Below are 24,524 nucleotides of genomic sequence, written 5' to 3'. Positions count from 1 at the left end.
AGCACAGGCACGTCGACTGCAGCGCGGATAGCGTCTTGATATCGGATCATGAACCCGCAATGAGCCGTAATCATTCGTGCGCCCTCACGCACGAGTTCGACGGCCGCATGAACTGCGGCGAATGCGTAATGGTCGGCCTCGGGTGTGACAAGCTTGGTGAAGGAGAGGCCGTGGACGGATTTGTAGCGAACGGGTACACTCCAAGTGCTGGCATTGCCGACGCTGCCGGGAATAAAGGGGCGATCGAACGCGTCGTTGCTACCCGTCCCATCGAGGAGCAAGATCCCCACGGGCGCCCGTAAAACGCCTGCTTCGGCCGCTGCGAAGTGAGTCGGAATTTACTTTGCTCGAGCTGAGGTTGTTCATCTTATTGCCCTCCTCTCCGCATGCACTAGTTAGTCGTCCGTTAAGAAGGCGAATTGAGCGGGGCTGGACCGGCCAGCACGCGGCATAGTCGGACCAGGAACAGGCACAAGAGTTCTCTGAGCCAGCCTAGGATGCGGCGGAAGTTGTGGCCGACGGCTGAGAGGATGACGTTGGCGGCGTCTCCGGCACGGCCTTTGAGGTAGCAGCGACCGAGGTGACCTCCGGTCTTCATGTGGCCGATGATGGGCTCGATGGCGGAGCGGCGGCGCAGCTCGCGCTTGATGACGCCGAAGACGCCGCGCTTTTGGCCGGAGATGAAGACGCGACGTGGATTTTGAGCATCGTGGCCGCGGTATCCCTTGTCGACATAGGCCCGCTCGATCGGACATCCGGTGAGCGTCTCGGTCCGGTCGATGACGTTCCGCAAGGTGTGACCGTCGTAGGGATTTTCGGGCAGCGAGCTGGCATGCAGTACGAACAGGCCGCCGGGAGCTCGGCGATTGTTGGTGACGATGGAGGCCTTCACGCCGAACTCGTAAGGGGCTGAGGCCTTGCCTTTGCCGATGCACTCCACCTCCGGGGCATGAAAGGAATAGAGCTTCCAGCCGCGCTGGCGCTGCCGCTGGGAGCGGATCTGGCTGGCTCGGCCAAGCGGAAGGGCGAATGCCTCCTCGAGGGCTGGCTGGCCCTCGATCTTGCGACGGATGTCGCGGATGATCCGGCCCAGCCGGCTGCGCAGGATACGCAACTGCCGCTGATGCCGCCCGAACTGTTTGGCATGGGCGTAGCGGCCCGCCATCATCGCAGCGGCCTTGGCCACGCGAGAATAGGATTGCCGGAGCCTGACGCTGTGCCTTCTCGCCAGGCGGTTGAGGCCCTTGATGGCCGCATGAAGCAGCTTGGCGTCGGTCGGGAAAGTGATGGCCTTCGGCTGCACCGTGGTGTCGACCGTGACGCGCTTGAGGTCCTGGCTGCGTAAGGCGCCGGCTTCGTGCGCCACCCGCAGGCTCTCGGCCAGCAGCAGCTCCAGCTTGTCGCCGAGCCGCTTGCGCCAATGGCTCAGGTCCGAGCGTTCGTGCGGGAAAGCGTGCTGGAAAAACTCTTCGCCGGTGAAGGACTGGAAATAAGGGTCGTGGACCCAGCGCTCGCACACCCCTCATCGGACAGCCCGTAGATATGCTTGAGCAACAACAGCCCGATCATGAAGCGGGTCTCGATCCCCGGCCGGCCGTTCTCGCTGTAGAGCGGCGCGATCTCGCCGTCGATCCAGTCCCAATCGATCTTGCCGGCAAGCAGAACCAACTCGTGCTTCATGTTGATGATCTGGTCCAGCCGCGCCCGGAACAGATCGTTCGATCCCGTCGTCCTGTGCTTCTTCGGCCGCATCGTTCCCTCCGATGCACCACAGAATCATGGTCCGCAGGGAAAGGGAATCCAAAAGCGAAATTGCAGGGTTTGGCGGCTTCAACCTCCCATTCCCTGCAATCTCAAACCGCCTCGAATCCGAAAAAGAGACTCCTGCTCAATCGCTTAGAACCTTGTTCACGGACGACTAGTTACACCACCGGGTCGTCGCAACTAGCGACATGCCAGCCCTTTGAATGATCAATAAGAATAGCGCGCACCTCAGCGCAGAATTTCTCCAAAAATCGGCGGTCGAGTGATAAATCCTGCAATCATCAGGTGCGCACTGCACATCATGGGCACGCATCAGACTTGATTAGCGAATGACATTCGATCGGCAGCGAAATACCAACCGCTGTCCTCCCCAGCCGAGCAGTTTCCGACGATGCGGAAGTAGAATGTGTTCCTGACCTTCTCCGAGGAGCTGATGCGGGAGGTTCGCACCTCGATTTCCACAGGCCGGTTGATTCAACCGATTAATCCTGCGATTAGCTGTCGATCCGCGATTTGATGCCTGCCGAGGCGCATGAACGGGGACTACAATGCCAATCATTTTCGCCTCACCGATATGGCCGCCCCATCCCAAAGCTTCCCAAAGCTCTAGAACCACATCTCCAAAGTTGCTGAAGCAGATGCCGATGGTCGAGCCCTCGATCGAACAAGGAACTGCGAATGGCGGGGCTGACGCAGAACTTCGGCGCCGGACCAACTGATTTCGGCAGCCTCGATTTGGTAAGGCGATAATATGCTCGCGAAGCATGAAGATGGGCCGAAGAATATGAGCCGGGCTCAGGCCGTCGGTATGGCGGGCAGTCGGAAAGAAACAGAGGTTTATGAACGGATCCTACACCGCTGAAGGAAGACAGTTTGCGATTGGAGAAGAAATAAACAGGCCCGAATCGGATCGTTTTGAAGCCCGTCAACCATCTCGAAATGGAGCGCGCAATGCGGCCAATCAATTTTGACCATCTTGCCGATAGGCTGCGCAACTGGGGCCGGTGGGGCGAAGCGGACCAGCGGGGCACTCTTAACCATATCGGGCCAGAAACGCTGAAGAATGCGGCTGCCGAAGTGCGGGATGGCAAGCTCTTCAACCTCGGTCTGAGGTTTGATCGGAATGGGCCGCAGCTGGGACACAAGCGGTTCAATCCTATGGTCTACGCGACAGACCTTTTCACTCCGATGGGCCCTCGCGCGCAAGGAGTCTGCTACTCCGATGACGTCATCCATATGCCCCTGCAATGTTCAACGCAATGGGACGCGCTCGGCCACGTCCACTACGGCGGTCGCCTTTACAATGGATGCAAGGCGCGCGAATGCCTCACGGAAAATGGCGCGCTGAAGATGGGCATCAACCATCTGGCAACCCCCGGCATCGTTTCGCGCGGCGTGCTCGTCGATATTGCACGGCTAAAGGGAGTCGAACGGCTGCCGCTCGACTACGCGATCACGGTCGATGATCTGAACGCCGCATGCGAGAAGCAAGGCGTAAGCGTCGGTGCCGGCGACATCCTCTTGGTGCACACCGGCCACATGCTTTGGTTCACGGCCGACGGGGACCGCGACGGGTTTATGGGGATGCAACCGGGCCTCAGTTACACCTGCGCCGAGTGGGCTTATGACAAATCGCTGGCTGCCGTAGCTGCCGACAATATGGCCGTGGAGATATTAGACGCCGATGGGATGGGTTCGGAAATGCCGCTCGCCTTCCATATGCTGGCGCTGCGCGACATGGGCATGCCGCTGGGCGAGATGTTCAATCTCGAGGCGCTGGCCGCCGATTGCGCCGCCGACAGACGCTACAGCTTCCTGCTTGCTGCCCCACCGTTGGAAATTACCGGCGGCTTTGGCTCGCCCGTCAACCCGCACGCGCTGAAATAGTCCCGCTTAAGAGCTGGGCGGCACTTCGCAGGTACGCTCACCAGTTTGCGTTCAAGTCGCAATCAAGGATGCATTTTTTGCGGAGCTGCATGGCTCGACCTTCGGCGCGAACCGTTCGCAGCTTTATAAGGGCAATGTGGAAACGCGAACCGGAGCTCTTGACGAGACTAGCAGTGACAGCCTCGGGTCTCACCGCCAGGGGAGGGGAACCCCGTCGAAAATAAGGTCCACAAGGAAATGTTCCTCAAAGGAAGATCTCTATCATTGATATCGAGCTCTGGATGACAGCAGCGGCTACGGAAGAGATGCCGGAGACCTTCGGAAATCGCTCAAGATGCCCCGCGAATCCGACATTGCCCAATCTGTGATGAGGTCGGATGAGTTACGCAGAGTTTCATCTGATTTCCAATTATCATGCCGAACTTCTGCAAGGACGGCTTATCGTAAATCAATCCGGCCTCGGAGTTCGTAATAAGGTGCGCTTGCGTTGCCTTGCCCTCGTCAATTCACGGGACCTGGGGGTACGGCAGATGATTACATCTTCGGCGAGCGGGGGGTTAAGTTCCAGCCGCGAGCTATATTTGCAAGAAGCCACATGTCCGGTATGCCCAGGCTTTCGCGTCGCTCCTTCGTCATCATCTTCTGTCTTTCGATGACTACCGCGATTGGTAACACTGGGTTGCAGTCAGTGCTTCCGGCGATAGGGCGCTCGATTGGCATCGCAGACTCGATGGTGGCCGCCATTTTCTCGCTCTCCTCCCTGTTATGGGCCGTGGCGTCACCGCTCTGGGCTCGTGAATTGGATAAGCGGGGTCGTAAGCCGCTCATGATAGTTGGTCTAGCTGGATTTGCGGTTTCCATGGTGCTCTGTGGTCTGGTGGTAAGCGCCGGCCTGGCTCACTCTGCAAGTCCCACGATCATTTTCGGATTTTTCCTGGTCTGCCGCGCGATCTTTGGCCTCTTCGGCTCGGCCACCACCCCGGCGAGTCAAACTTATATCGCGGAGCGCACCTGTCCCGCCGACCGCACGCGGATGATGTCGAGCCTCGCTGGGGCATCCAGCCTTGGTACCGTCGTTGGCCCGGTGGTGGCGCCACTCTTCATCATTGGCGTCTTTGGGTTCGCAGGACCGCTGTACGCGTTCGCGCTGATTGCCACAACAATGCTGATCGTTGTCGCGCGCTATCTAGATGAATCGCCGGTCTTGGCGACGAAGCCACCGCTCCGGACTGATAAAGCGGTAGGCAAACCCCTGTGGCTCCGCTCCAACTTTGCGCCGTTCATCGCTTACGGCTTCCTGCTCTTAGTCTGCCAGAATGCGCTGACCCAGACCCTGGGTTTCCTGATCATCGACAAAGCGAGCAAAGCGCTACCTGAGCTCCCATCCCCAACCGTGCTGCGCATAGCCCAAGGTCATATCGAAATTGCGATGGTCGGCGGGGCGCTGGCGAGTTTGCTTGCGCTCTGGGGCCTAATCCCACTGTTTCGCATGACCCCGAAAGCGCTTCTGCGATGGGGTGCCGGATTGGCATCGCTCGGCAGCATCTTGGTCGCCATCTCGCCGGACTACTCCATCGCCATCATCGGCTATGCCCTTTCTAGCCTCGGTTTTGCCTTGGGCCGACCGGCCTTCATCGTAGGTGCGTCCCTTTCCGTTCCGATGAAAGAGCAGGCGCGCGTGGCCGGAGCTATCGGCGCGGTCAACGGCGTGAATGTGCTATTCGCGCCGTTCGCGGTGAGGCTGTACGAGCTTTTCGCTCCCGGTCCGTTTATCCTAGAGTCCGTTGTGCTCGCTGGCCTGCTCGCCTATGCTTGTCTCAGTCCAACGTTGCGCAATGTCGGCAGCCGCCTCAGGACCGAAGAGATCAACAAGGAACCTTCGCTTTAGCGCTGCGGGCTTTGTCGGCGCCATCTCGACGAATTCCGCAACTTTGCTCGGCACGACAGGGTTTGATGATACGCTACTTTGGCCTATGGAGTGACTGCAGTAGACGCTAGAATGAGAACTGGGATCAACAACGTTAGCCATGCCTCCGGATTGCTGATGCCCTTCCGCATCGCCGCGTTGGCGGCTAACATCTCCTCGGTCCACCTAAGGTAATTAGACTGCTCACGACAATGATGCTCGCCGCGGCGTCGGCCGCGATCGTGGCTCCGCCGATCGTCCAAGGACCGCCACGTAGAAATTGAGCCAATTCTGGACAGACTGCGCTTGAGAGACGGTTGGAACAAATCGCACGACATCAAACATGCCATCCCCTGCCTGAGGCCACCCCTACTGTTTCCACGCATATCAGGTTGTGACGATCCACACTCGCGCTACAGTCCAAGCTCTCGTTTGGCAACAAAGATGGCTAATGCCTGTCCGATAGCGATAGAAAACGGACGGTTGGGATACAAGCGCGGCAAACCACTATCGCTCGCTCCTGAGCCACCTTTGGTGGCAGTTGCGGGGCCGAGATCGACTGTAAAAAGTCAATTGATCTCCGGGCTGACCAACGCAAGCACATATGCGCTGAACGCGGAAGACTGCAAATAGCTGGTAATCGCGGTGGAATCGTGCGACCGCAGCCGTTCTTTCGTTCTAAAATTAGGCTCATAGGCGGATAGAAAGTCAATGATTTTGGCGAGGCGGCAGGATCCGCGAGGACGCACTCGTGGTGCATGACCTCTGTGTGTATGAGGTCAAGACAGCCGTCGGCCGAAGGGCGAATGGTAGATATACGCTACAGGAAGTGATCCCCGTCGATCAGGTGTTCCGACCGCTCAAGGATAGCGCCTGGCCGCTCGTCAAGATGAGTTAAGAAAGCTTGCGCGCCCCCAATGCGATCACATCGCGCGGCTTGCTTCGTTGGAGGTATCGTCATGGATCAGAAAGTCATCGCAGCCGATTCGAGCGCCCGATCGGGGTATCCGATCAGATCCGGCGCCGAATACATCGACAGCCTGAGGGGACGGAAGCTGAAGGTCTATCTGATGGGAGAGGCGGTCGAAGAGCCGGTCGACCATCCGATTATCCGTCCCTCGATAAACGCGGTCGCCCAGACCTATGATCTCGCCAACGAGGAACCCGTATTGGCATCGGCCGTCTCGCCTTATACCGGCGACCGCGTGAATCGCTTCCTGCACATCTCGTCGCGTGCCGCCGATCTTGTCATGCAGAACAAGATGCAGCGCCGTCTAGGCCAACTGACGGGCACCTGCTTTCAACGCTGCGTCGGTATGGATGCGCTCAATTCGCTGCATTCGCTGACGTACGATTTGGATGAGAAGTACAGCACCGACTATCACACCCGCTTCACGAAATTCCTCGCAAGCATGCAGAGCGCGAACCTCGTCATCGGTGGCGCCATGACCGACGTTAAGGGCGACCGCGGTAAATCTCCTTCGCAGCAAGCAGATCCAGGCCTGTTCGTCCACGTCACGGGCCGGACGAAGCAAGGCGTTTATGTCAGCGGAGCGAAGGCCCACCAGACGGTTGTCTCAACTCGCACTGGTTGATCGGGATGCCGACAATGCGGCTGGACGCCGCGGACAAGGATTACGCCATCGTTGGAGCAATACCCGTCCACGCTAAGGGAATCACCTACATCTACGGCCGGCAATCCTGCGACACCCGCAGCGCTGAAGGCGGCGACATTGACGCCGGCAACGCACGTTTTTCCGGCCAGGAGGCGATGATTATTTTCGAGGACGTGTTCATTCCGCGGGAACTCGTCTTCCTCGATGGAGAATTCGAATTTGCCTCCACGCTGGTCGAACGTTTCACCTGCTATCACCGCCGCAGTTACGTGTGCAAGACGGGCGTCGGTGACGTGCTGATCGGCGCGGCGGCGACGGTTGCGGATTACAACGGCGTGGAGAGCGCCTCCCACGTCCGCGATAAGTTAGTCGAGATGACCCACCTCAACGAGACGATCTACGGGGCCGGTATCGCGGCCAGCCACCAGGGAATTGCGATGAAGTCAGGAGCGTACCTGCCGGACGAAATGCTCGCGAACGTCTGCAAGCATCATGTGACCAAGCTGCCATATGAGATCGGCCGGCTGGCGCAGGATCTTGCCGGAGGACTGATGGCGACGCTGCCTTCCGAGCGGGAGCTGCGGCACGAGACGATCGGTCCGATGGTTGAGAAGTATCTGAAGGGACGGCTCGAGGTCGCGACGGAGGACAGGATCCGCGTCCTCCGTCTGGTGGAGAACATGACGCTCGGCAGGAACGCCGTTGGCTATCTGACCGAATCCATGCACGGCGCCGGATCGCCACAGGCGCAGCGGATCCAGATCGCGCGATCAATGCAGCTCAATTTCAAGAAGGAGTTGGCTAAGTCGCTGGCCGTGTTACGTCCGCTTCCCGCGCCGACATCGTGAACGATCTTTCGGTCTACATGGCCAGAGTGTTCGCGCCGGTTCCAGAATGATCGGACTCGAGCCGTTTCAAGCATTCATAGAGAAACTTCTTCGCCCTGCTCCTCTGAAGTAAAGGCAAAGGCTGCGAGCCCAGCCTCAACATCAAGGCCCACCGCCTTTCACGAGCTCGGCGGCTTCGAGGGCGATGATCATGACGGGTATAATTCAGATTGTCGCTCCGCGTCAGCGGTCTGGGCGACGCTGCACGATCCGCGGTGCTGAAATCTTGCTTTTCGGAGTGCAAGAAAGCAGACCGGAAACGAAACTTTTTTACGCGGTCGCGAGGATAAAATGTTCAAGCGGCCTCCGCGCTGCTGCACGGCAATCAGGATGGAAGCGGCTTTCCAGCCAGATTGATGGTGTGGAACGGCCCCGTTACCGACAGCATCAAAGTGCTAAAACGTGGGTCGTTGCCGGCAACGCCACAAGGTAGGGAGCCCTTCCGTGAATCAGGTTGGCACCATCGGTCTGGATTTGGCAAGAACGTTTTTCAAATACACGGCGCCGATGCCGAGGCGCGCCGATGTTCAATCAAAAACTGCGTCGGGCCGAAGTGCTGCGCTTTTTCGAAAAGCTTCCGCCGTGTCTGGTCGGCTTGGAGGCGTGCGGCGGTGTCGTTAATGGGCGCGCGAAATTGCGGCGCTCGGTCACGATGTGCGCTTGATCCCGCCGCTTTACGTAAAGCCGTTCGTGAAACGGGGCAAGACGGACGCTGCCGACCCGAGGCGATCAGCGAAGCTGTGACCCGCGAGACCATGCGTTTCGTTCCGATCAAATCGGCCGATCAGCAGGCGGCGGCCATGGTGCGCCGAGCATCAGCGGCGCGGCGAAAGTAGCACAGTTGATCGAGATCGTGCGGGACGAAGAGGACGTTTGCCTGCCAAACGCCGCCCGTGTGGCTTTGGCTGAAATCGCCGATCAGATCCAGGCGTTGAGGCGCTAGATCGATAAGCTCGAACGCGGTATCGTCGGCGCGGTGAAGCTTGACGAGGATATGCGGCGGCTGATCACAATTCCGGGCGTTGGAGCGATCACGGCGGCTTCCGTCAAAGCGCTGGTCCCGGATCCCGAAGGATTCAAATCCGGCCGTCACTCGCCGCCTGGCGGGGACTGACGCCAAAGCCCCATTCTAGCGGTGGCAAGGAACGGCTAGGCGGCATATCGAATCCGACGCTCCGCTCGCTGCTTGTTTGTGGCGCGACGGCGGTCTTGCGACGCGTGAAGGGCAAGGAGAAAGCGCTGCGGTGGCTAATCGCGCTTTTGGCGGCGGCCTTTCAAGGTAGTCGCGGTCGCGCTTGCCAACAAGATCGCGAGGATCATCTGGGCTCTGCTCACCAAGGGCGGGAGCTATCGAAATACTGGCGTGGCAAGCGGCGCAGCACGTGCCTGAGCCGAACGACGACCAGAACAGACTGCCCGGCACGTAGCCGGACAGAGGCGAGGTGCATGGAGACGATGACGCCACGGGACGAAATCCCGAGGCGAGAGGGGCCGGCGCGACAATGCGCTTAAAGCGCGTCAGATTGATCAGCCCCTCGCATCGCGAATTTCATCGAGGCCAGCGGTCCACGACCGCGCTGAAAGGCTGGACATATGACCGAACCGTTCCCGGAGGACGAATGTCTAAAAAAGCACTTGCCCGCGGGGCCGTTCCACATATGTCGCGCTCTACTCCGCGCGGTTCAAGGGCAAGGTTACTTGGGCAGTCTCGATTCACCGAACGGCAACAATATCCTCGGAGAATGCTTAGGCGGCGTGCGGGGCTTTTACAGCAAACATTTTGATGATGGGCGAGATCACCCCCTGTTGCGACGGGCTCCCCGGTCCTCTCCCTATTTCGACGAGAGTGGATGCTGCGTGTACGGCCCTTCCACTGATTGCCAGCGCCGTGACGGCTGCGATGGCGTCCCAAACGTGCGGCAAATGTATTCCCCCAAGCTTCAGCAGGTTGGTCTCGCAATGGGAATAGCCGGCCAAATTGGCGCATTGGTGTGCCTAGCGACGAGCATTCCAACGCCCAGTTTTGCATCAGGATTTTTGCCTCCGCCAGGAGCTCAGGTTCCCAAAGCGGTCAGCAACGGAATTCCAGTCCATAGCCCTACGCAGACGACGTTCCCGCGGTCCGCCCAGGACTTACGGCCAAGTTCGCGAGTCTTGACCAAGCCCGTACCGGATGTGAGTCGCTCCTCGAGCTGCTGCGGACGCAGAGGTGTTTGGCCGCTTCACGTGAACAGGTTGATCTCTCTTCAATCAGCGTCAAAGCGGAAACGAGGGTGGCCCGCGCCGCTCACCACACAGCCTGCCGTGGGTTCTGGAAAATGCGCCGTCATCAGCTTCGTGGGCGTGTCGATACAGCGGGCAATCAGCCCGCGTAGCACCTGGATTGCCGCTGCGTTGTCGTAGCCGGCGTTGATCCAATTCGGCCGGGCGAACTGGATCGGGTGGTGAATGGCGTCGCCGGTGAAGATCGCATCCTGCAACCGCGAACGGACGTAGAGCCCGCAGTGATGCTTGGTGTGCCCGTGAAGCGGTAGATAGCGCACCTCGTCCGGCATTTCGTTCTCAAATGCATATTCATCTTCCACGAAGGTGGCCAAGCCGCGGTCCACCACAGGCAGTACGCTGTCGGTGAACGCCAACTTCCGGTATGGCTTAACATTCGCCGTCTCGAGCGCGTCTCGCCACCACTCGAACTCACCCTTGCTGATGAGGTAGCGAGCATTGGGGAAAGTGGGCACCCATTCGCCGTTGAGCAGCCGCGTGTTCCAGCCGATATGGTCGGCATGAAGGTGCGAGCACATGACGAAATCAACTTGTTCAGGACTAACGCCTGCGCTCGCAAGGTTCTGAAGGAACAGTGTTTGCAGCCTGTGCCAAGCCGGGAAGTAGGACCGATCCTTGTCATTGCCGCAGCAGGTATCGAAGAGGATCGTATGGTGTCGCGTGCGTATCAAGTACGAATGCATATGAACTACAAGATTTCGCGTTCCGGGCTCGACTAGGCGGGGCCCTAGCCAGTGCTCATGCTCCGCAACGTCATCTGGCGTCAGGCCGACAAGCAGGTCACTAGGCGTGATCGAGAATTCAAACTCGGTGATCGAGTCAACGCGAATATCTCCGAAAACCTGGGTCTTCACGCTGCGGCACCTTTTGCCCGCAGCGCTGCGATCTCACCCTCCTTAAATCCGAACTGCGCTAGCACCTCGTCAGTATGCTCCCCGAGCATCGGAGCGCGCGTCGTTGCCTTGTCTGCGACGCCCATCTTCACTGCTTTGCTCATGGTGCGGTACGTGCCGACACGGGGGTGTTCGTGCTCGATGACGAGTTCCTCAGCTAGTAGTTGAGGATGATCGAAGATGTCTCCGATCGATCGGACTGCGATGCAAGGGACCTTGCCAAGCATCAGCTCTTCCCACTCGACGGCCGTATGCTGCTTCAGGGATTTCCTTATTAGGGGCTTGATCTCGTCCCTAAGAGCAACGCGTTTCTTGAGAGTATCATACCTCGGGTCATCTACCAGCTGTGCAAAACCGAGAGAAAGGCAAAGGTTCTGCCAAAAGGCCGGAGTAGTAGCCTGCAGGTATAGGAAGCCGTCCTTTGTCGGATAAATCCCCGAATAGCTCGCTCCCCACCAACGCTCAACGTCGCGAGGCTCGCCTTCCGCCCATATGAACTGGCCAGCCTGCAATGAAATGGCAGACCTTAACAGAGATGGCTTTACATGCTGTCCTTCGCCTGTCCGCAAACGATGGACGAGTGCTGACAAAATTCCGATGGCGACAAATGAGGCGGTATGATAGTCGACGATCGAACCTTGCAATATTTGCGGCTGCTCGGAATCGTTCCCCTGCATCGAGGCTAAGCCAGTGAAGCACTGCAGCATCGTATCGTAGCCCGGATGATCCCGAAGAGGACCGTCTTCGTTTTCGCCGTAACCGGTCAGCGAGCAATAGATGAGATCGGGCCGTCGGCCTCGAAGTGTCTCGTAGTCGATTCCAAGCCTGGCGGGCACAGAGGGACGGAAATTGTGCACGACCACGTCGGCCCGTTCGACCAGTCGATAGAAAGCGGCCTGACCATCGGCGCTCTTCAGGTCAAGTACGATGGAGCGCTTGTTCCTGTTCGCTCCCAGAAAGGTCCTGCATTCGTCCGTCAGGCTCGACGGGTATTGCCGCAAGGCGTCGCCTCGCGGTGGCTCGATCTTGATGACCTCAGCTCCGACGTCGCCAAGGATAGCGCAGCCGTACGGCCCGGCGAGGTACGCGGTGAGATCTAAAACAACTATTCCTTGAAGCGCTTCCGCCATGCTTGCCTCTTAATAAGCGGGAATTTCGATAACCGGGACCACGCCGATGTCCATCCCAGCAACTCGCGCGGTTTTGAGGACATTCATTGCAGCCCGGACGTTTGCGTAGTCCAGCAACTTCGACTTGTAGCGGATGGCGCCCTGCCCTCGGGCCACCGCCTCCGCGAAGACCGAAATGATCTCGCGCGCCTGGTTGACTTCGGCTTGCGAGGGCGAGAAGACCTCATTGATGATGGGGATGTGAGTGGGGTGGATCGCCATTGCCCAAGTCGCGCCCATGCGCTTTGATCTTTCGGCAAGTCGCCGCACCAGGTCGAGGTTATCCAGCTGTCCCGTCATGGATCCTTCGATGTGAACGATACCGGCAGCGCGGGCCTGCAGTACGAGGTGGGCACCGAAATAAATTCCCTCCTCAGTTGCGTCGTTGAGGCCGAGTGAAAGGGCAGCATCTCCGCCCGGCGTGGGACCGCAAGCAGCACCGGCTCGTTTGATTCGCTCGGATGCCATGCAGATGTCGTAAAGCCTGTACATGGCCACTGCCGTTTCAGCACCAGCGCCGCAGATCTCGATACCGCCGACCGGCAGGCCACGCGACCTCTCCAGCTCCCCCAGTACACGATCCAGAGCGGCGATATCCTCGGGATCTTCGACTTTCGCCAACGCCACTCCATCAAGGCCCTCGATCGCTATCGAATTTAGGTCGTCCAGCACGTGACCTGTTCGCCACCCGTTGACCCTCACGAAGCGGCCGAAAGAGCCGGTCCGGAGTTGCTTGATGGCTGTCGCGACGGCTTCGCGAGCCGCGGGTTTTTGGGTGACCTCGACGGCGTCCTCAAGATCGAACATCAGTGCGTCGGCACCGTATTTAGGCGCCTTCAACATCCAATCAAGTTTGTCTCCGGGGACGAACAGCATCGAGCGATAGCACTTTGCGTCTCGAAACGTTTGAGGCAAACAACTCTCCTGAATTCTGGCTTTGCGGGATCGCTTACGCCCTAACGATCTCACGAAATCCTCCATTCAGTTTAGGCGGACTTTGAAGCCTAATTCGCGCGCGGGCGAAGCATTTTCGACGGATTTGTGCAAAGCGCCCATCGTCCGCGCGCTTTTTGCTCAGGTTCAACAAGGCGAGAGCGCGTGTTGGACAGGCCGATGAGCCCGGCTGAGGCGAGGCGTGATGGTTAGCTGAAAAACTCAACTCCACCCCGCCTCTCTCGTCAATCAGGCGGTGACATCTGTCTTTGCCGAACGTTTCGCTGCTCGAACCAAGCGCCGCAACCGATCGCCGGCTCCTCCGTCAATCTCCTTTGGGCGTCTTCTTTGTGATGAGGCAGTCCACGGCAGTTAGCCCGACGCCAGTGGCAGAAAGGATAATAGGATTAATGTCGATCTCGCCGATTTCGTCGGCCAGATCAGTACAGAGCGTCGCGAACCTGACAACGCAGTCGGCCAACCCCTCCAAGTCTGCCTTGGCGCCCCCCCGCGCGCCACGTAAAACGCTTGCGCCGCGAAGCCGCCCGATTGCAGATTGCACGTCGGCGGCATCGAAGGGCGGCAGCAGCACTTGCACATCCTTGAGCGCCTCAACCCAGATTCCGCCCAATCCGATGGCAATCACGGGCCCGAATTGCGGATCGAAAGTTGCGCCAAGCATGATTTCGGGACCAGATTTGGCCATTTCTTGCACGACCACTCCGGCAATATGCGCTCCTGGGCGGAGCGACCTGACCGAGTTCATAATCTGCTCGAACGCTTCCGCTGCTTTCTTCGATGATTGAATATTCAAGATGACGCCGCCAACGTCAGTCTTGTGCACGATCTCGGCCGATTCGACTTTCATCACCACGGGGAAAGTTAGCGTCTGTGCAATCCGCGCCGCCTCATCCGCCCGAGTAGCCAGCGCTTCGCGCGTGACTGGAATTCCGTAGAGCGCAAGCAGACGCTTGCCCTCACGCTCGGTCAAAACATCGTCCTTCGCCTCACGCATGATGCGCAACGCCTCAGAATAGCAACCGCTGCGCCGGCCCCACTGAGCCGAGAGGCGATCGCCTGGTTTGCGACCGCGTTGGAACTCAGCGTAGCCAATGAGAGCAGAGAGCGCCTTCAGCCCGGGAGCGAGACCCTGCAGAAATGGCATGCCCGCGAATTCGGCCTTCGGCTCGATCATCGGATCTTTTGGGTCGAGAGAGGTGTAGAAATGCCCGCCGGCGAGGCTCAGGATCGGGAATACAACCTCGGGTGACGCCGCAGCAGCTCGCGTCAAAGCTTCTCCAAGAGCCGAACGCATATCCAGGCACGAAGGAAAGCCCCGGCCCCAGATCACCATGTCATACGCGCCACAGGTGGCGAGTGTGTTCAGCGACTCATCGATGATCTGCGTGTCATAGCCGCCTTGCGCGGTGAGATCGAGCGGATTGCCGACATTGCCGAACTCGGGAAAGACCGTTTCCAGATGAGCTTTCGCCGGGGCGGGCAGTGGCGGAAAGTCAATGCCGTAGGAATCGGCGACGTCAGACAGAATGCCGGCGGCAGTACCAGAGAAAGACGCGAATGCTACGCGGCGCCCACGGGGCCGTTTAGTCGAAGACAAGGCAACGGCAGTCTCGATGAGGTCATCAACGGTATCGACCCGGATGACACCCAATCGTTTGAGGACGGCATCGATCGCCACGTCTGAGCCTACGAGAGAGCCAGTATGAGCCAAGGCCGCCTGGCGGGCCTTCTCAGAGCGGCCGACCTTGATCATCACAATGGGCTTGCCCTTGTCGGCAGCGCGCTCGCAAGCCTTGATGAATTCGACCGGCCGCCTGATCTGCTCGCAGTACGAGGTGATAACGCGCGTTTCCTCCTCATCGGCAAAATAATCAATGAAATCTGCGACATCGAGACAGGCCTCATTGCCCACTGTGACCACACGGCCGATGCCGATTCCGCGAGCCAGCAGTGGCACGATCAAGCTATAGACGAGGGTGCCGCTCTGCAGGATAGAACTAATTCCGCCCGCCTTCATGGTATGAAAGTCCAACGGGACCGCCATCAGCTGATTGGCCGCGTTCATCAAGCCGAAGCAATTTGGACCGACCACCGGGATGCCCGTTCGTTCGGCCCACTCCATAAGCCAGCGTTGCTTGCTTGCCCCCTCCCCAGGCTGCTCGGCAAATCCGCTTGATATGATCTGGACTGCTCCCACACCAGCGGCTTCGCAATCTTCAAGGACTTCGGGGATGGCCTTGCTTGGAATGGCGACCATAGCGAGCCCGACCGGATGAGGTATGGCCGTCAAGCTCGGATAGCATGGCACTCCCGCGATCTGCGTGTACCGCGGGTTCACTGCAACGACCTCGCCCGAGAAACCCCATTTCTTGATATTCGTGAGGATTTCCGTTGCGAAGCCTCCCTTCTGGGAAGCGCCTACAATGGCGACGGACTCCGGCCGAAAAAGCTGGCTGATTCTTGCCGCCCTTCCCTGCTGAAGGCTGTCCTGTCGCGGCACACGATCAACTTGCATGTTCAACCCGTCGGTTCTCGTATTGCGTCACGCCGGCGTCTCGTTCGAGCGAGGTCCCGGCCTACTGTTGAATAGCTTGCTCGCCGAAGAGGCCTCCGAGCGAGGCGAGCCGCTGAAGATGGTGGTCGGTATCCCCGAACGACGCATCTATCATCGTCACGTGTTTGAAGTAGTGGCCTATGCTGTATTCCATCGTCATTCCGATGCCGCCGTGGAGCTGGATAGCTTGGCGTCCGAGCGCTTTCGATGACTGCCCGATCTGAGCTTTTGCCGCCGAAATCGCCCGCTCACGCTCGGTCACATCAGTTACTCCTGCCATCATGGTGGCGTACATCGCCATGGAACGCGACTGTTCCAATTCGACGAACATGTCGACCGCGCGATGCTGAAGCACCTGGAAGGAGCCGATTGTCGTGCCGAATTGCTTACGCGTCTTCAAGTAATCGACCGTGACGGCATGCATTTCAGCGAAGCAGCCGACGGCCTCCGCGCACAAGCCTGCAACCGCTTCGTCCGCAACTCGCGAGATAATTGGGAAAGCGCCCGCCGGGTCGCCGATAACGTCAGCGGCAGCGATTCGTACATCTTGAAGCGTGATCTCGGCCGCACGCAGCCCGTCCTGTGTGGGATAGGCGCGACGGATAAGGCCCGGCGCATGAGCATCGACCAGGAAAAGGCCAATGCCTTCCTTTTCTCGTGCACTCCCCGCCGTTCGCGCCGACACTATGATCTTGTCTGCGACGTCGCCGTGGAGGACCAAGCCCTTAGTGCCGTTCAGTACCCACTCTCCGCCATCCTTCTTCGCCCGAGCTTTAACATCGAACAGATCATAGCGTGACTGCGGTTCCGCATAGGCAAAGGCAAGCTTTGTCCGACCTTCCACAATAGCAGGGATGAGATTGGCCTTCTGCGCTTCGCTCGCTCCATGCCGCAGGACGCCGCCTGCAAGCACCACCGTTGCGAAATATGGCTCGAGTACAAGCGCCTTGCCGAACGCTTCCATGACAATCATCGTCTCGACCGCCCCCGCGCCGAGCCCGCCATGAGCCTCCGGAAACGGCAGACCGAGAAGCCCGAGCTCAGCATAGCGAGCCCACATCGCCTCACTGAATCCCAGCTTTTCGGTCTGGTACTTGCGGCGATCCTCAAAGCCGTAATACTCACGCATCAAGCGCTCGACGCCATCCTTGAGGAGCCTCTGCTCCTCGGAAAGATCAAGATCCACTAGAAAACCCTCCTGAAACGGGGCCGGTCCTTGCCCCTCAAGCCTTTTAGAACCCTGCGCAGACAGCATCTTGTGGTTATGCCGAAACGTCACAGGCCAAGGACAACCTTTGCGATGATGTTCTTCTGAATCTCATCCGACCCACTATAGATCGGTACCTTACGCCCGTTGAAATAGGCGGGCGCGATCGGGCCGGCCCAATCGGGACCGATGGACCGCTCCCTGCGCTGAAATTCCTGCTCTGATTGATAGGGCAGCGCGTAAGGGCCAATCACATCCATCAGAAGCTCAGCGGTTGCCTGCTGGATCTCCGAACCCTTGATCTTGAGGATCGAGCTCGCGGGATCCTGCGCACCCTTTTCTAACCTCGATTGGTTGGCCACGACGCGGAGCTGCGTCATCTCAAGCGCCTTGAGCTGGACCTCCACCGCGGCGATCTTCTTGCGGAAATCGGCCCTGTCGACGAGCCGCTCGCCACCAACCCGGGTGCGTGAAGCAAGCTCCTTGATGCGCCGGATGCGCTCCTTCGAAAGGCCGACACAAGCGATCGTGACGCGCCCGTTGCCAAGGACGAACTTGGCGTAATCCCAGCCGCGATTTTCTTCGCCGACGAGGTTCTCGACAGGAACCCGCACGTCATCGAAGAACACCTCACAAACTTCGGGATAGCCGTCGAACAATTGGATCGGACGCACGGTTACGCCGGGAGACTTCAGGTCGATTAGGAGAAATGAGATGCCTCGCTGTTTCTTGGCATCAGGATCAGTCCGAACCAGACAAAAGATCCAGTTGGAGTATTGCGCCAACGACGTCCAGATTTTCTGGCCATTGACGATATAGTGGTCACCGTTGCGCACGGCCCGTGTTTTGAGCGAGGCGAGATCGGAACCAGCCCCCGGCTCGGAGAAGCCTTCGCACCACCAATCATCGACGTTTACAATTCGCGGCAGAAAATACTTCTTTTGCGCTTCGTTGCCGAAGGTATAGATAACGGGGCCGACCAAGTTGATGCCGCTACCTGCCGGCTCCGGCGCCGGCGTCTGGCTCACTTCCTCGCCAAAGATATACTGTTGGACCGGTGTCCATCCCGTACCGCCATGCTCGATCGGCCAGTGTGGGACGGCCCACCCCTTCTGCGCCAGGATACGCGTCCAGCGCACCTTATCGTCCTTGCTTGGATGCCTGCCCGCAATCAGCTTCTCGCGGATGTCTGCGGGGATTGCGGAGCGGCAGAATGCCCGGACCTCGTCGCGGAAGGCAAGTTCGTCAGCGGTAAAATTCAGATCCATCGCGTTGCTTCCTAGTTGCGCGCCCCGGCGAGCCGATCCCGTCCCGGCAAATATACCTATGCCCGTGACGCCAAAACCCTCAAACTTGCCGGCCCAGAGCTGAAAAACTGCATAAAACCACAAAATGGGACTTTCTTGCACGCTCGCGAGCTGTTTGATCGTGGTCTACGACACGGCCAAGCGTGCATGGCCATAGAGACATGTTCCGCACGGATACAGTTCCCCCAGGGAAACGTGGCCGGCGAATTCATGATGCTCACTTGCCGGCCTGCGTCAGAGCCTGAGCTTGATATTGCAATAGCTGGAGCCGAAGGTTCGTGTCCGCGGCCTGCCAGCATTTTTCACCAGGGCCACCGGATCGTTGATCGATGCTTCGCTTACGAAGGTCGGCCGGCCAGGGCGCTAGAGTCAACTCAACGCCCCTGAAACACGGGTTTCTGCTTCTGCGCAAACGCCCGCACGCCTTCTTTGTGGTCAAATGTCAATTCGGTCTTGATCAGGTTCTCGGCCTCGTAGTCCATCGACTGCAAAAGGCCAGACTCGACGGCATGATCCAAATTGTCCTTCATGCAGCTAAACGCGAAAGTGGGTCCATGAGCGAGTGAAGCTGCAAGAGCAAAGGACGATTCGGCCAAATCCGAGTCGGCCACCACGCGATTGAGCAGGCCCATCGCTTCCGCTCGCCGCGCATCGATGCGTTCGGAGAGGAGCATCAGTTCGCGCGCGCGGGCGACTCCGACCAGCCGCGTCAGCAGCCAGGCTATACCGCAATCTCCCGCCAACGCGACTCTCGCATATGAGGTGGTCAGGATGGCGGACAGTGCAGCAATGCGGATGTCGCAGGCGAGAGCAAGCGCCAGGCCCGCGCCGGCAGCTGGCCCGGGAAGCGCCGCAACCGTTGGCTTTCTCACTGCGAACAGGTCACCGATCAGCGTTCGCTGGTCAGCCCGCAAATCAGCCACGCGCTGTTCGAATGTTGCTTCGGCTGCTGCCCTACTTTGGCCCATGCCTTTTACATCGCCCCCGGCACAAAATGCGGTCCCTGCGGCGGTAATAAGGATGGCGCCGACGTTTTGGTCATCAGCAAAGCGCTTGATCAATTCGACCCAAGCCGCTTTCATTCCTTTGGAGATTGCGTTGCGCGCCTGAGGCCGATTAAGCGTAATAACGGCCACGCGATCACGGATCGCTGCAAGCAGGTCATCTGTTCCGGTGTCGATTTTTAGTGTCTGTGACATGCTCATAGCTCAATTGTACTTTGCCGCGCTTGGGCAACTAATATACGAAGGGACAGCCATAAGCTTTACAGAGCTCGCCGCAATTTGGATCATGCGCCGCAAGAGCTTCGAGCCGTAAACAAACTATGGGGATCCCAGGCATCATTCCTGCTGAGTTCCCATAGGCCGGGATGGGTTCATCGCACTGATGCAGGCCACGGCTTCGGCCTCACCGGCTGGCTCCGCAGACGCCAATCAACCGGGTACGGGACGAAGAACATAATTCCTCTTTCGCCTTCGTACTTCAGCGGGGTCCCTTTCGGCAGCCAAACCACATCGCCCAACCTTGCGTCCATTGCACGACTATAATTTTCGCCCGTGCGAATACGCATGACTCCACCCAGCGCGACCGAGATCTGATCATATTCCGTCATCCAGTCGACCGAGCTACCGTTAAAGGTTGCAATCGTGGCGCCGAGCGACTTGCTAATCTCCGGAGTAACGAGGCTACATGTGGATGCGAAGCCTCCCGAATAGATTTGCATCTGTGAATAGATCATGTCCGTGCTTCTGAAGTGGTATACATCGGTCATCGGCTTGTCTCCTTCGATAACCGCGCTGCCCGTACTCCAATCAACTGGGTGACGGGCATAGAATACCTTCGCCTTGTCCCCTTGGTACTTCAAGCGGGTCCCTTTGGTGAGCCAAATCACATCCCCGAACTTCGCTTCAATAACGCGGCTGTAGTTTTCGCCGGTGAGAATGCGAAATGTTCCACCAAGGACGACGGCGGTCTCGTCGTAGTTCACCCTGCGCTCGATCGAGCAGCCATCGTAGATGGCCACGCCGGCATCGATCGTCTTGCTAATTTCGGGACCAACTGATTGGCAAAGCCTCGCGGAGCCACTGGCGTCGCTTTCAATTTGCGCAAACACCATGTCATCGCTCTTGAAGTAGAGCGCCTCACTCATCATCGTTCTTCCTTCCTGGTCCAGCGGCCAGCCACGAGGGCATGTAGCCGACTCTTTCAATGCAATCGTTCAATGCAATCGTTCGAGCAACGCATCCAATGCGTCGCGCACCCACAGTAAGCCTCGGCGACTCCGTCGCGAGACGCTGCAAGGCAGTCAGCGCCCCTCGTCTTCAATGATCTCCGCATCAGCACGTTGCACGCCGCGGCAAGGCGCCGTCCGTGCTTTCGCACAACAACTATATTGCATCGCCAATGGCGCTCATATTGCGAAAAGCGCTTCAGCATGACAAAATCCTGCAAATTGCTCGGCATTTCGTTCGGATTCCAGACTTGGATCACGGAATCGCGCTGCAGCTCAGCTGGCAGCATTCCCCAGCTTGCAGAGGCCTTTCGGCTGAACCCAGGACGCTTTCCCCGGTTTTCCTTGTCTGCGATAGGAAGGCTTCGGGATCGCGCTTTCATTCCACTGGATCCAAGGCCTAAACGCCGAAAAGCTGCGAACTGAATCCGGTAGAGCTTTGCTTCTGATCCGAGACGGAAGCGGGTCTAACTGACGCAACTCTGACCGGCTCAGCATTCGCGGAGGGCCGATAGCTAGCTGCCCCTTCTGAACCATGATTGGACCGCCGATGAACGATGCCACCGTCCAAGCAGCAAATAAGCACTTCTCATCGAATTACTTCGAAGCTCGCCAAAAATTTCGGGATTGTGTTCGTGACGCCGTGATGGGCGAAGCAGCCGTCTATCCATCGCCGGCCCGGGGACCTGGTGGAGAAGACCTCTCAACGGATGTTGCATGGTTTGGCGACCGGGGCGCTTCGAAAGTCGGGATTCTGATATCAGCGACGCACGGCGCCGAAGGATATTGTGGATCTGCGGCACAGCTCGACTGGCTGGCTGAGCGGGGGTATGAAAGACTCAAGTCTGATGAAGCAATGTTGCTGATTCATGCCATCAATCCATATGGGTTCGCATGGGATCGGCGCGTCACGCAGGAAGGGTGCGACCTCAACAGAAACTTTATCGATTTCACGGCTCCCCTTCCCCGGAACGAGGGATACGACGCACTTGCCGATAGTCTGGTGCCAAGTGCGCTGGAAGGACATGTTTTTGCGGCCGCCGAAGCAACCATAGAGAAATATCGTTCAACTTACGGCGAACTCGCCTACCGCAAGGCGCGGACCACCGGTCAGTACCGACATCCAACCGGAATGTTCTTTGGTGGCTTCGGCCCTACTGTAGCTCGTGAGACATTAGAGCGGATCGTGTCGGACTATAACATCGGGTCGCGTCGGCTAATCATGATCGTGGATTACCACACCGGCCTAGGACCGTATGGTTATGGCGAGTTGCAGTGCGAGCAGGCATCGGGCATGTCAGGATATCAGCGAGCACGTGACATATTTGGCTATTCGGTCACGTCACCAGATCTGGGCACTTCTTCGGCTCTTGTCCTCAACGGCACGCAGGATGATTACTGGCAGCGGATCTTGGGTGATCGTCACGTTTACGTTTGCTTGGAGTTCGGAACCTACCCTCCGGAGGTCGCAAGACCGGTCTTGCGTGCTGACCACTGGCTTTATGCGTATCGTCAAACTGAGGTCGACGGCGCACTTGGTCGTGATATCCGCAGGCGCGTGAAGGAACACTATTATCCCGACAGAGCCGACTGGAAGGAGATGGTCCTATATCGCAGTCGTCAAGTTCACCGGCAGATGATGGAATGGATGAGCGCGTGAATGCCAGCGAGTGCAGGCGAACACCGAACTCGCGTCAACTCGCTTCTTCGGGATGGTGGGAAACGGCTACTGCAGCATTATTGTTTTGCGGCAAAGAAGCTCATGAAGGGCTCCGCGCTGACTTTCCTCGTCCTATTGCTCCATGATTTACGGTCGCTTCAAAGAACTCGAGAGTGTTTTGGCCTACTTTGCCCATTTGCTGTCTAGCTCTGGCTGAGGCGTCGAGCCATCCCTATTAGGCAATTTCAAACCAAAAGCTTCTTGCGATCGCACACAGCGAGGCTGGCCGAGTTCGGCAGGAGAGCGGGCGCCTAAAGTGGCAAGCTGCCCGCCCGCGGCTCTGCAGACGTTCCCAGTTCTTGCCTTTTCGCGCGATAGCCTCCTCCCCTATTGAGAAACGAGCTGCGGATTTCAGCGCCGTTCAACGATTTTTGGAGAAAACGCGCGCGACGTTCGCGAGGATCAGCGCCAAGCGGCGCGACAAAGAAGATATACTTGCATCGCAAGCCTCGCCCGCCAATGCCGCGGAAGTGAAGGCCTTGTGTGCCGAGCGAACCTCGATGGCGCACAGCATGATCCAGGTCTACGCATGAAAGTTGGGTCTGCGAGAAGTCTAGCGTGCTGGCGCCAAAGAGCTCAGAGCGACGACATGATTCCCGTTGGCCCCTCAAAGGGTCCTCATGGGCGTCCTCCTCCCTGACTGGGCCTGCTCTGTAGCTGGCGACCTTCTTTTGAGCAATTCCGTTTAACCAACGACGAGAGGATGACATGGTCAATCGAATGCAATTTTACGTAGATGGCTCGTGGATCGATCCCATCCTTGCGAAAACGGCCTGGACTGTGAATCCAGCAACGGCAGAAGAACTGTACCAAATTGCGCTCGGTTCAAAAGCGGACGTCGACAAGGCGGTGAAGGCAGCCGGGCGCGCATTTGGGAGCTTTTCTCAAACCACTCGCGAGCAGCGCATAAGCCTGCTCGCAAACATTATTGAGATCTACAAAGATCGCGCGAAGGAAATCGGCGATGCCATCTCCGATGAGATAGGCGCACCACTGGCTATGGCTCAGCAAATGCAGACAAAATCCGCCATTGGCCATTTCACAAGTACTCTGGAGGTACTCAAGCACTATTCGTTTGAGGAGCGCATTGGCAGCGCTGTTGTTATTCGGGAGCCTATCGGCGTGGTTGGAATGATCACGCCCTGGAATTGGCCGATCAGCCAAATTGCTTGCAAAGTAGCGCCCGCGCTCGCCGCCGGCTGCACGATGATTCTCAAGCCATCGGAATTTGCCCCCACATGCGCGCTGATATTCGCGGAAATCCTTCACCAGGCCGGCGTACCGAAAGGCGTATTCAATCTAATTAACGGTCTGGGTCCTGAAGTGGGCGCGGCCATGAGCGAGCATCCAGATATCGATATGATCTCTTTTACTGGATCGACTCGTGCCGGGATCGACGTTGCAATCCGGGCTGCCCCTACTGTAAAGCGCGTTAGCCAAGAGCTTGGAGGTAAGTCACCCTACATTGTTCTTGATGATGCTGATCTCGAAAAGGCTGTCTCTGGATGCATTGAGACGATATTCCTCAACTCCGGCCAATCTTGCGACGCACCGTCGCGCCTGATTGTGCCGGAATCTAAAATGCGAGAAGTCACAAAGATCGCGAAAATCCTAGTCGGCAGGTACCGGCTTGGCCATCCACGCGCGGCGGGCACTGACATGGGACCGGTCGTCAACCGCGGGCAATGGGAGAAGATCCAAACCTTGATCCAGAAAGGCATAGATGAAGGAGCCACGCTGGTTGCTGGCGGCTTAGGTCTCCCGAGCGGCACGGATAAAGGCTTTTACGTCCGCCCGACCATCTTTGCAGATGTCAAAAACAAAATGACCATTGCCCGCGAGGAGATCTTCGGGCCAGTGCTTGCAATAATTGGCGCTAGGGACGAGAACGAGGCGATCCAAATCGCCAATGACACGCCATACGGCCTTGCCGGGTACGTATTCTCAGGCTCAACGGAGCGAGCACGCAACATCGGTCGTATGCTTCGAGCGGGCAACATATATCTCCAGGGCGCATCACTTGACCGGGCCGCACCATTCGGCGGGTACAAACAATCTGGCAATGGTCGTGAATGGGGGCGCTTCGGATTCGAGGACTATTTGGAAGTCAAGTCTGTTGCTGGGCCCGTTGAGCGTTGAGCGCTGAT

The 24,524-nt window shown here is 58.2% G+C and carries 13 protein-coding genes and 3 pseudogenes; 7 read left to right on the top strand and 9 right to left on the bottom strand.

The genetic code is table 11. From position 1 onward, the window contains the following. Positions 1-406: 406 nt before the first annotated feature. Positions 407-1,752, bottom strand: a pseudogene (locus IVB24_RS09035) (IS5 family transposase). A 927-nt stretch (positions 1,753-2,679) separates the two neighbouring features. Here IVB24_RS09035 and IVB24_RS09030 point away from each other — a divergent pair. The 5 genes and pseudogenes from IVB24_RS09030 (at position 2,680) to IVB24_RS09015 (ending at position 9,450) form a co-directional block, all read left to right on the top strand. Further along, positions 2,680-3,651, top strand: coding sequence for a cyclase family protein (locus IVB24_RS09030; protein WP_247772691.1), 972 nt, complete (start codon positions 2,680-2,682; stop codon positions 3,649-3,651). A gap of 595 nt (positions 3,652-4,246) precedes the next feature. Next, complete coding sequence (locus IVB24_RS09025; RefSeq protein ID WP_247772690.1) at positions 4,247-5,539, top strand: MFS transporter; 1,293 nt, start codon at positions 4,247-4,249, stop codon at positions 5,537-5,539. 935 nt (positions 5,540-6,474) lie between these two features. Beyond that, positions 6,475-7,316, top strand: a pseudogene (locus tag IVB24_RS40115) (4-hydroxyphenylacetate 3-hydroxylase N-terminal domain-containing protein); the annotation flags it as partial. 12 nt (positions 7,317-7,328) lie between these two features. Then, complete coding sequence (locus IVB24_RS40110) at positions 7,329-8,021, top strand: 4-hydroxyphenylacetate 3-hydroxylase C-terminal domain-containing protein (RefSeq protein WP_346771376.1); 693 nt, start codon at positions 7,329-7,331, stop codon at positions 8,019-8,021. A gap of 483 nt (positions 8,022-8,504) precedes the next feature. Next, positions 8,505-9,450, top strand: a pseudogene (locus tag IVB24_RS09015) (IS110 family transposase). Positions 9,451-10,306: 856 nt separating this feature from the next. On the opposite strand, the gene IVB24_RS09010 reads toward IVB24_RS09015, so the two are convergent. The 8 genes from IVB24_RS09010 to IVB24_RS08975 form a co-directional block, all read right to left on the bottom strand. Next, positions 10,307-11,197, bottom strand: coding sequence for an MBL fold metallo-hydrolase (locus IVB24_RS09010; protein ID WP_247772689.1), 891 nt, complete (start codon positions 11,195-11,197; stop codon positions 10,307-10,309). After that, on the bottom strand, positions 11,194-12,366 hold the full coding sequence (locus IVB24_RS09005; RefSeq protein ID WP_247772688.1) for a CoA transferase: 1,173 nt from the start codon (positions 12,364-12,366) through the stop codon (positions 11,194-11,196). Before IVB24_RS09005 ends, IVB24_RS09010 begins: the two co-directional genes overlap by 4 nt. Positions 12,367-12,375: 9 nt before the next feature. Next, entirely contained in the window at positions 12,376-13,281 is a 906-nt protein-coding gene (locus IVB24_RS09000) for a CoA ester lyase (protein WP_247772687.1), read from the bottom strand. Between the two features lie 382 nt (positions 13,282-13,663). Further along, positions 13,664-15,874 (bottom strand): acetate--CoA ligase family protein, encoded by a 2,211-nt coding sequence (locus tag IVB24_RS08995; RefSeq protein ID WP_247774062.1) that lies wholly within the window; start codon positions 15,872-15,874, stop codon positions 13,664-13,666. 61 nt (positions 15,875-15,935) lie between these two features. Further along, the gene (locus IVB24_RS08990; protein ID WP_247772686.1) at positions 15,936-17,099 is read right to left on the bottom strand and encodes an acyl-CoA dehydrogenase family protein; all 1,164 of its coding nucleotides are present in this window, start codon (positions 17,097-17,099) and stop codon (positions 15,936-15,938) included. Positions 17,100-17,188: 89 nt separating this feature from the next. Continuing rightward, entirely contained in the window at positions 17,189-18,388 is a 1,200-nt protein-coding gene (pimC, locus tag IVB24_RS08985) for a pimeloyl-CoA dehydrogenase large subunit (protein ID WP_247772685.1), read from the bottom strand. 413 nt (positions 18,389-18,801) lie between these two features. Beyond that, positions 18,802-19,626, bottom strand: a complete 825-nt coding sequence (locus IVB24_RS08980; RefSeq protein ID WP_247772684.1) for an enoyl-CoA hydratase-related protein — start codon at positions 19,624-19,626, stop codon at positions 18,802-18,804. 176 nt (positions 19,627-19,802) lie between these two features. After that, positions 19,803-20,579 carry a hypothetical protein gene (locus tag IVB24_RS08975; protein WP_247772683.1) on the bottom strand — a complete coding sequence of 259 codons (777 nt, stop codon included), beginning with the start codon at positions 20,577-20,579 and terminating at the stop codon, positions 19,803-19,805. A gap of 628 nt (positions 20,580-21,207) precedes the next feature. Between IVB24_RS08975 and IVB24_RS08970 the strand changes: the two genes are divergently transcribed. Next, a complete protein-coding gene (locus IVB24_RS08970; protein ID WP_247772682.1) occupies positions 21,208-22,317 on the top strand; it encodes a M14 family metallopeptidase in 1,110 nt (369 codons plus the stop codon). A gap of 768 nt (positions 22,318-23,085) precedes the next feature. After that, positions 23,086-24,516: an aldehyde dehydrogenase family protein gene (locus IVB24_RS08965; RefSeq protein ID WP_247772681.1), complete on the top strand. Its 1,431-nt coding sequence runs from the start codon at positions 23,086-23,088 to the stop codon at positions 24,514-24,516. The last annotated feature ends 8 nt before the right edge of the window (positions 24,517-24,524 follow it).

Source organism: Bradyrhizobium sp. 192 (assembly GCF_023100965.1).
GTDB lineage: Bacteria > Pseudomonadota > Alphaproteobacteria > Rhizobiales > Xanthobacteraceae > Bradyrhizobium > Bradyrhizobium symbiodeficiens.
This window is presented reverse-complemented; position numbering and strand designations above follow the sequence as displayed.

Excerpts from the sequence above, each read along its gene's own strand:
- IVB24_RS09000 (WP_247772687.1), bottom strand. The coding sequence starts at position 13,281 with ATGCTGTTCGTCCCCGGAGACAAACTTGATTGGATGTTGAAGGCGCCT.
- IVB24_RS40110 (WP_346771376.1), top strand. The coding sequence starts at position 7,329 with ATGATTATTTTCGAGGACGTGTTCATTCCGCGGGAACTCGTCTTCCTC.
- IVB24_RS09005 (WP_247772688.1), bottom strand. The coding sequence starts at position 12,366 with ATGGCGGAAGCGCTTCAAGGAATAGTTGTTTTAGATCTCACCGCGTAC.
- IVB24_RS08975 (WP_247772683.1), bottom strand. The coding sequence starts at position 20,579 with ATGATGAGTGAGGCGCTCTACTTCAAGAGCGATGACATGGTGTTTGCG.
- IVB24_RS08995 (WP_247774062.1), bottom strand. The coding sequence starts at position 15,874 with ATGCAAGTTGATCGTGTGCCGCGACAGGACAGCCTTCAGCAGGGAAGG.
- IVB24_RS09025 (WP_247772690.1), top strand. The coding sequence starts at position 4,247 with ATGTCCGGTATGCCCAGGCTTTCGCGTCGCTCCTTCGTCATCATCTTC.
- IVB24_RS08980 (WP_247772684.1), bottom strand. The coding sequence starts at position 19,626 with ATGTCACAGACACTAAAAATCGACACCGGAACAGATGACCTGCTTGCA.
- IVB24_RS08965 (WP_247772681.1), top strand. The coding sequence starts at position 23,086 with ATGGTCAATCGAATGCAATTTTACGTAGATGGCTCGTGGATCGATCCC.
- pimC (WP_247772685.1), bottom strand. The coding sequence starts at position 18,388 with ATGGATCTGAATTTTACCGCTGACGAACTTGCCTTCCGCGACGAGGTC.
- IVB24_RS08970 (WP_247772682.1), top strand. The coding sequence starts at position 21,208 with ATGAACGATGCCACCGTCCAAGCAGCAAATAAGCACTTCTCATCGAAT.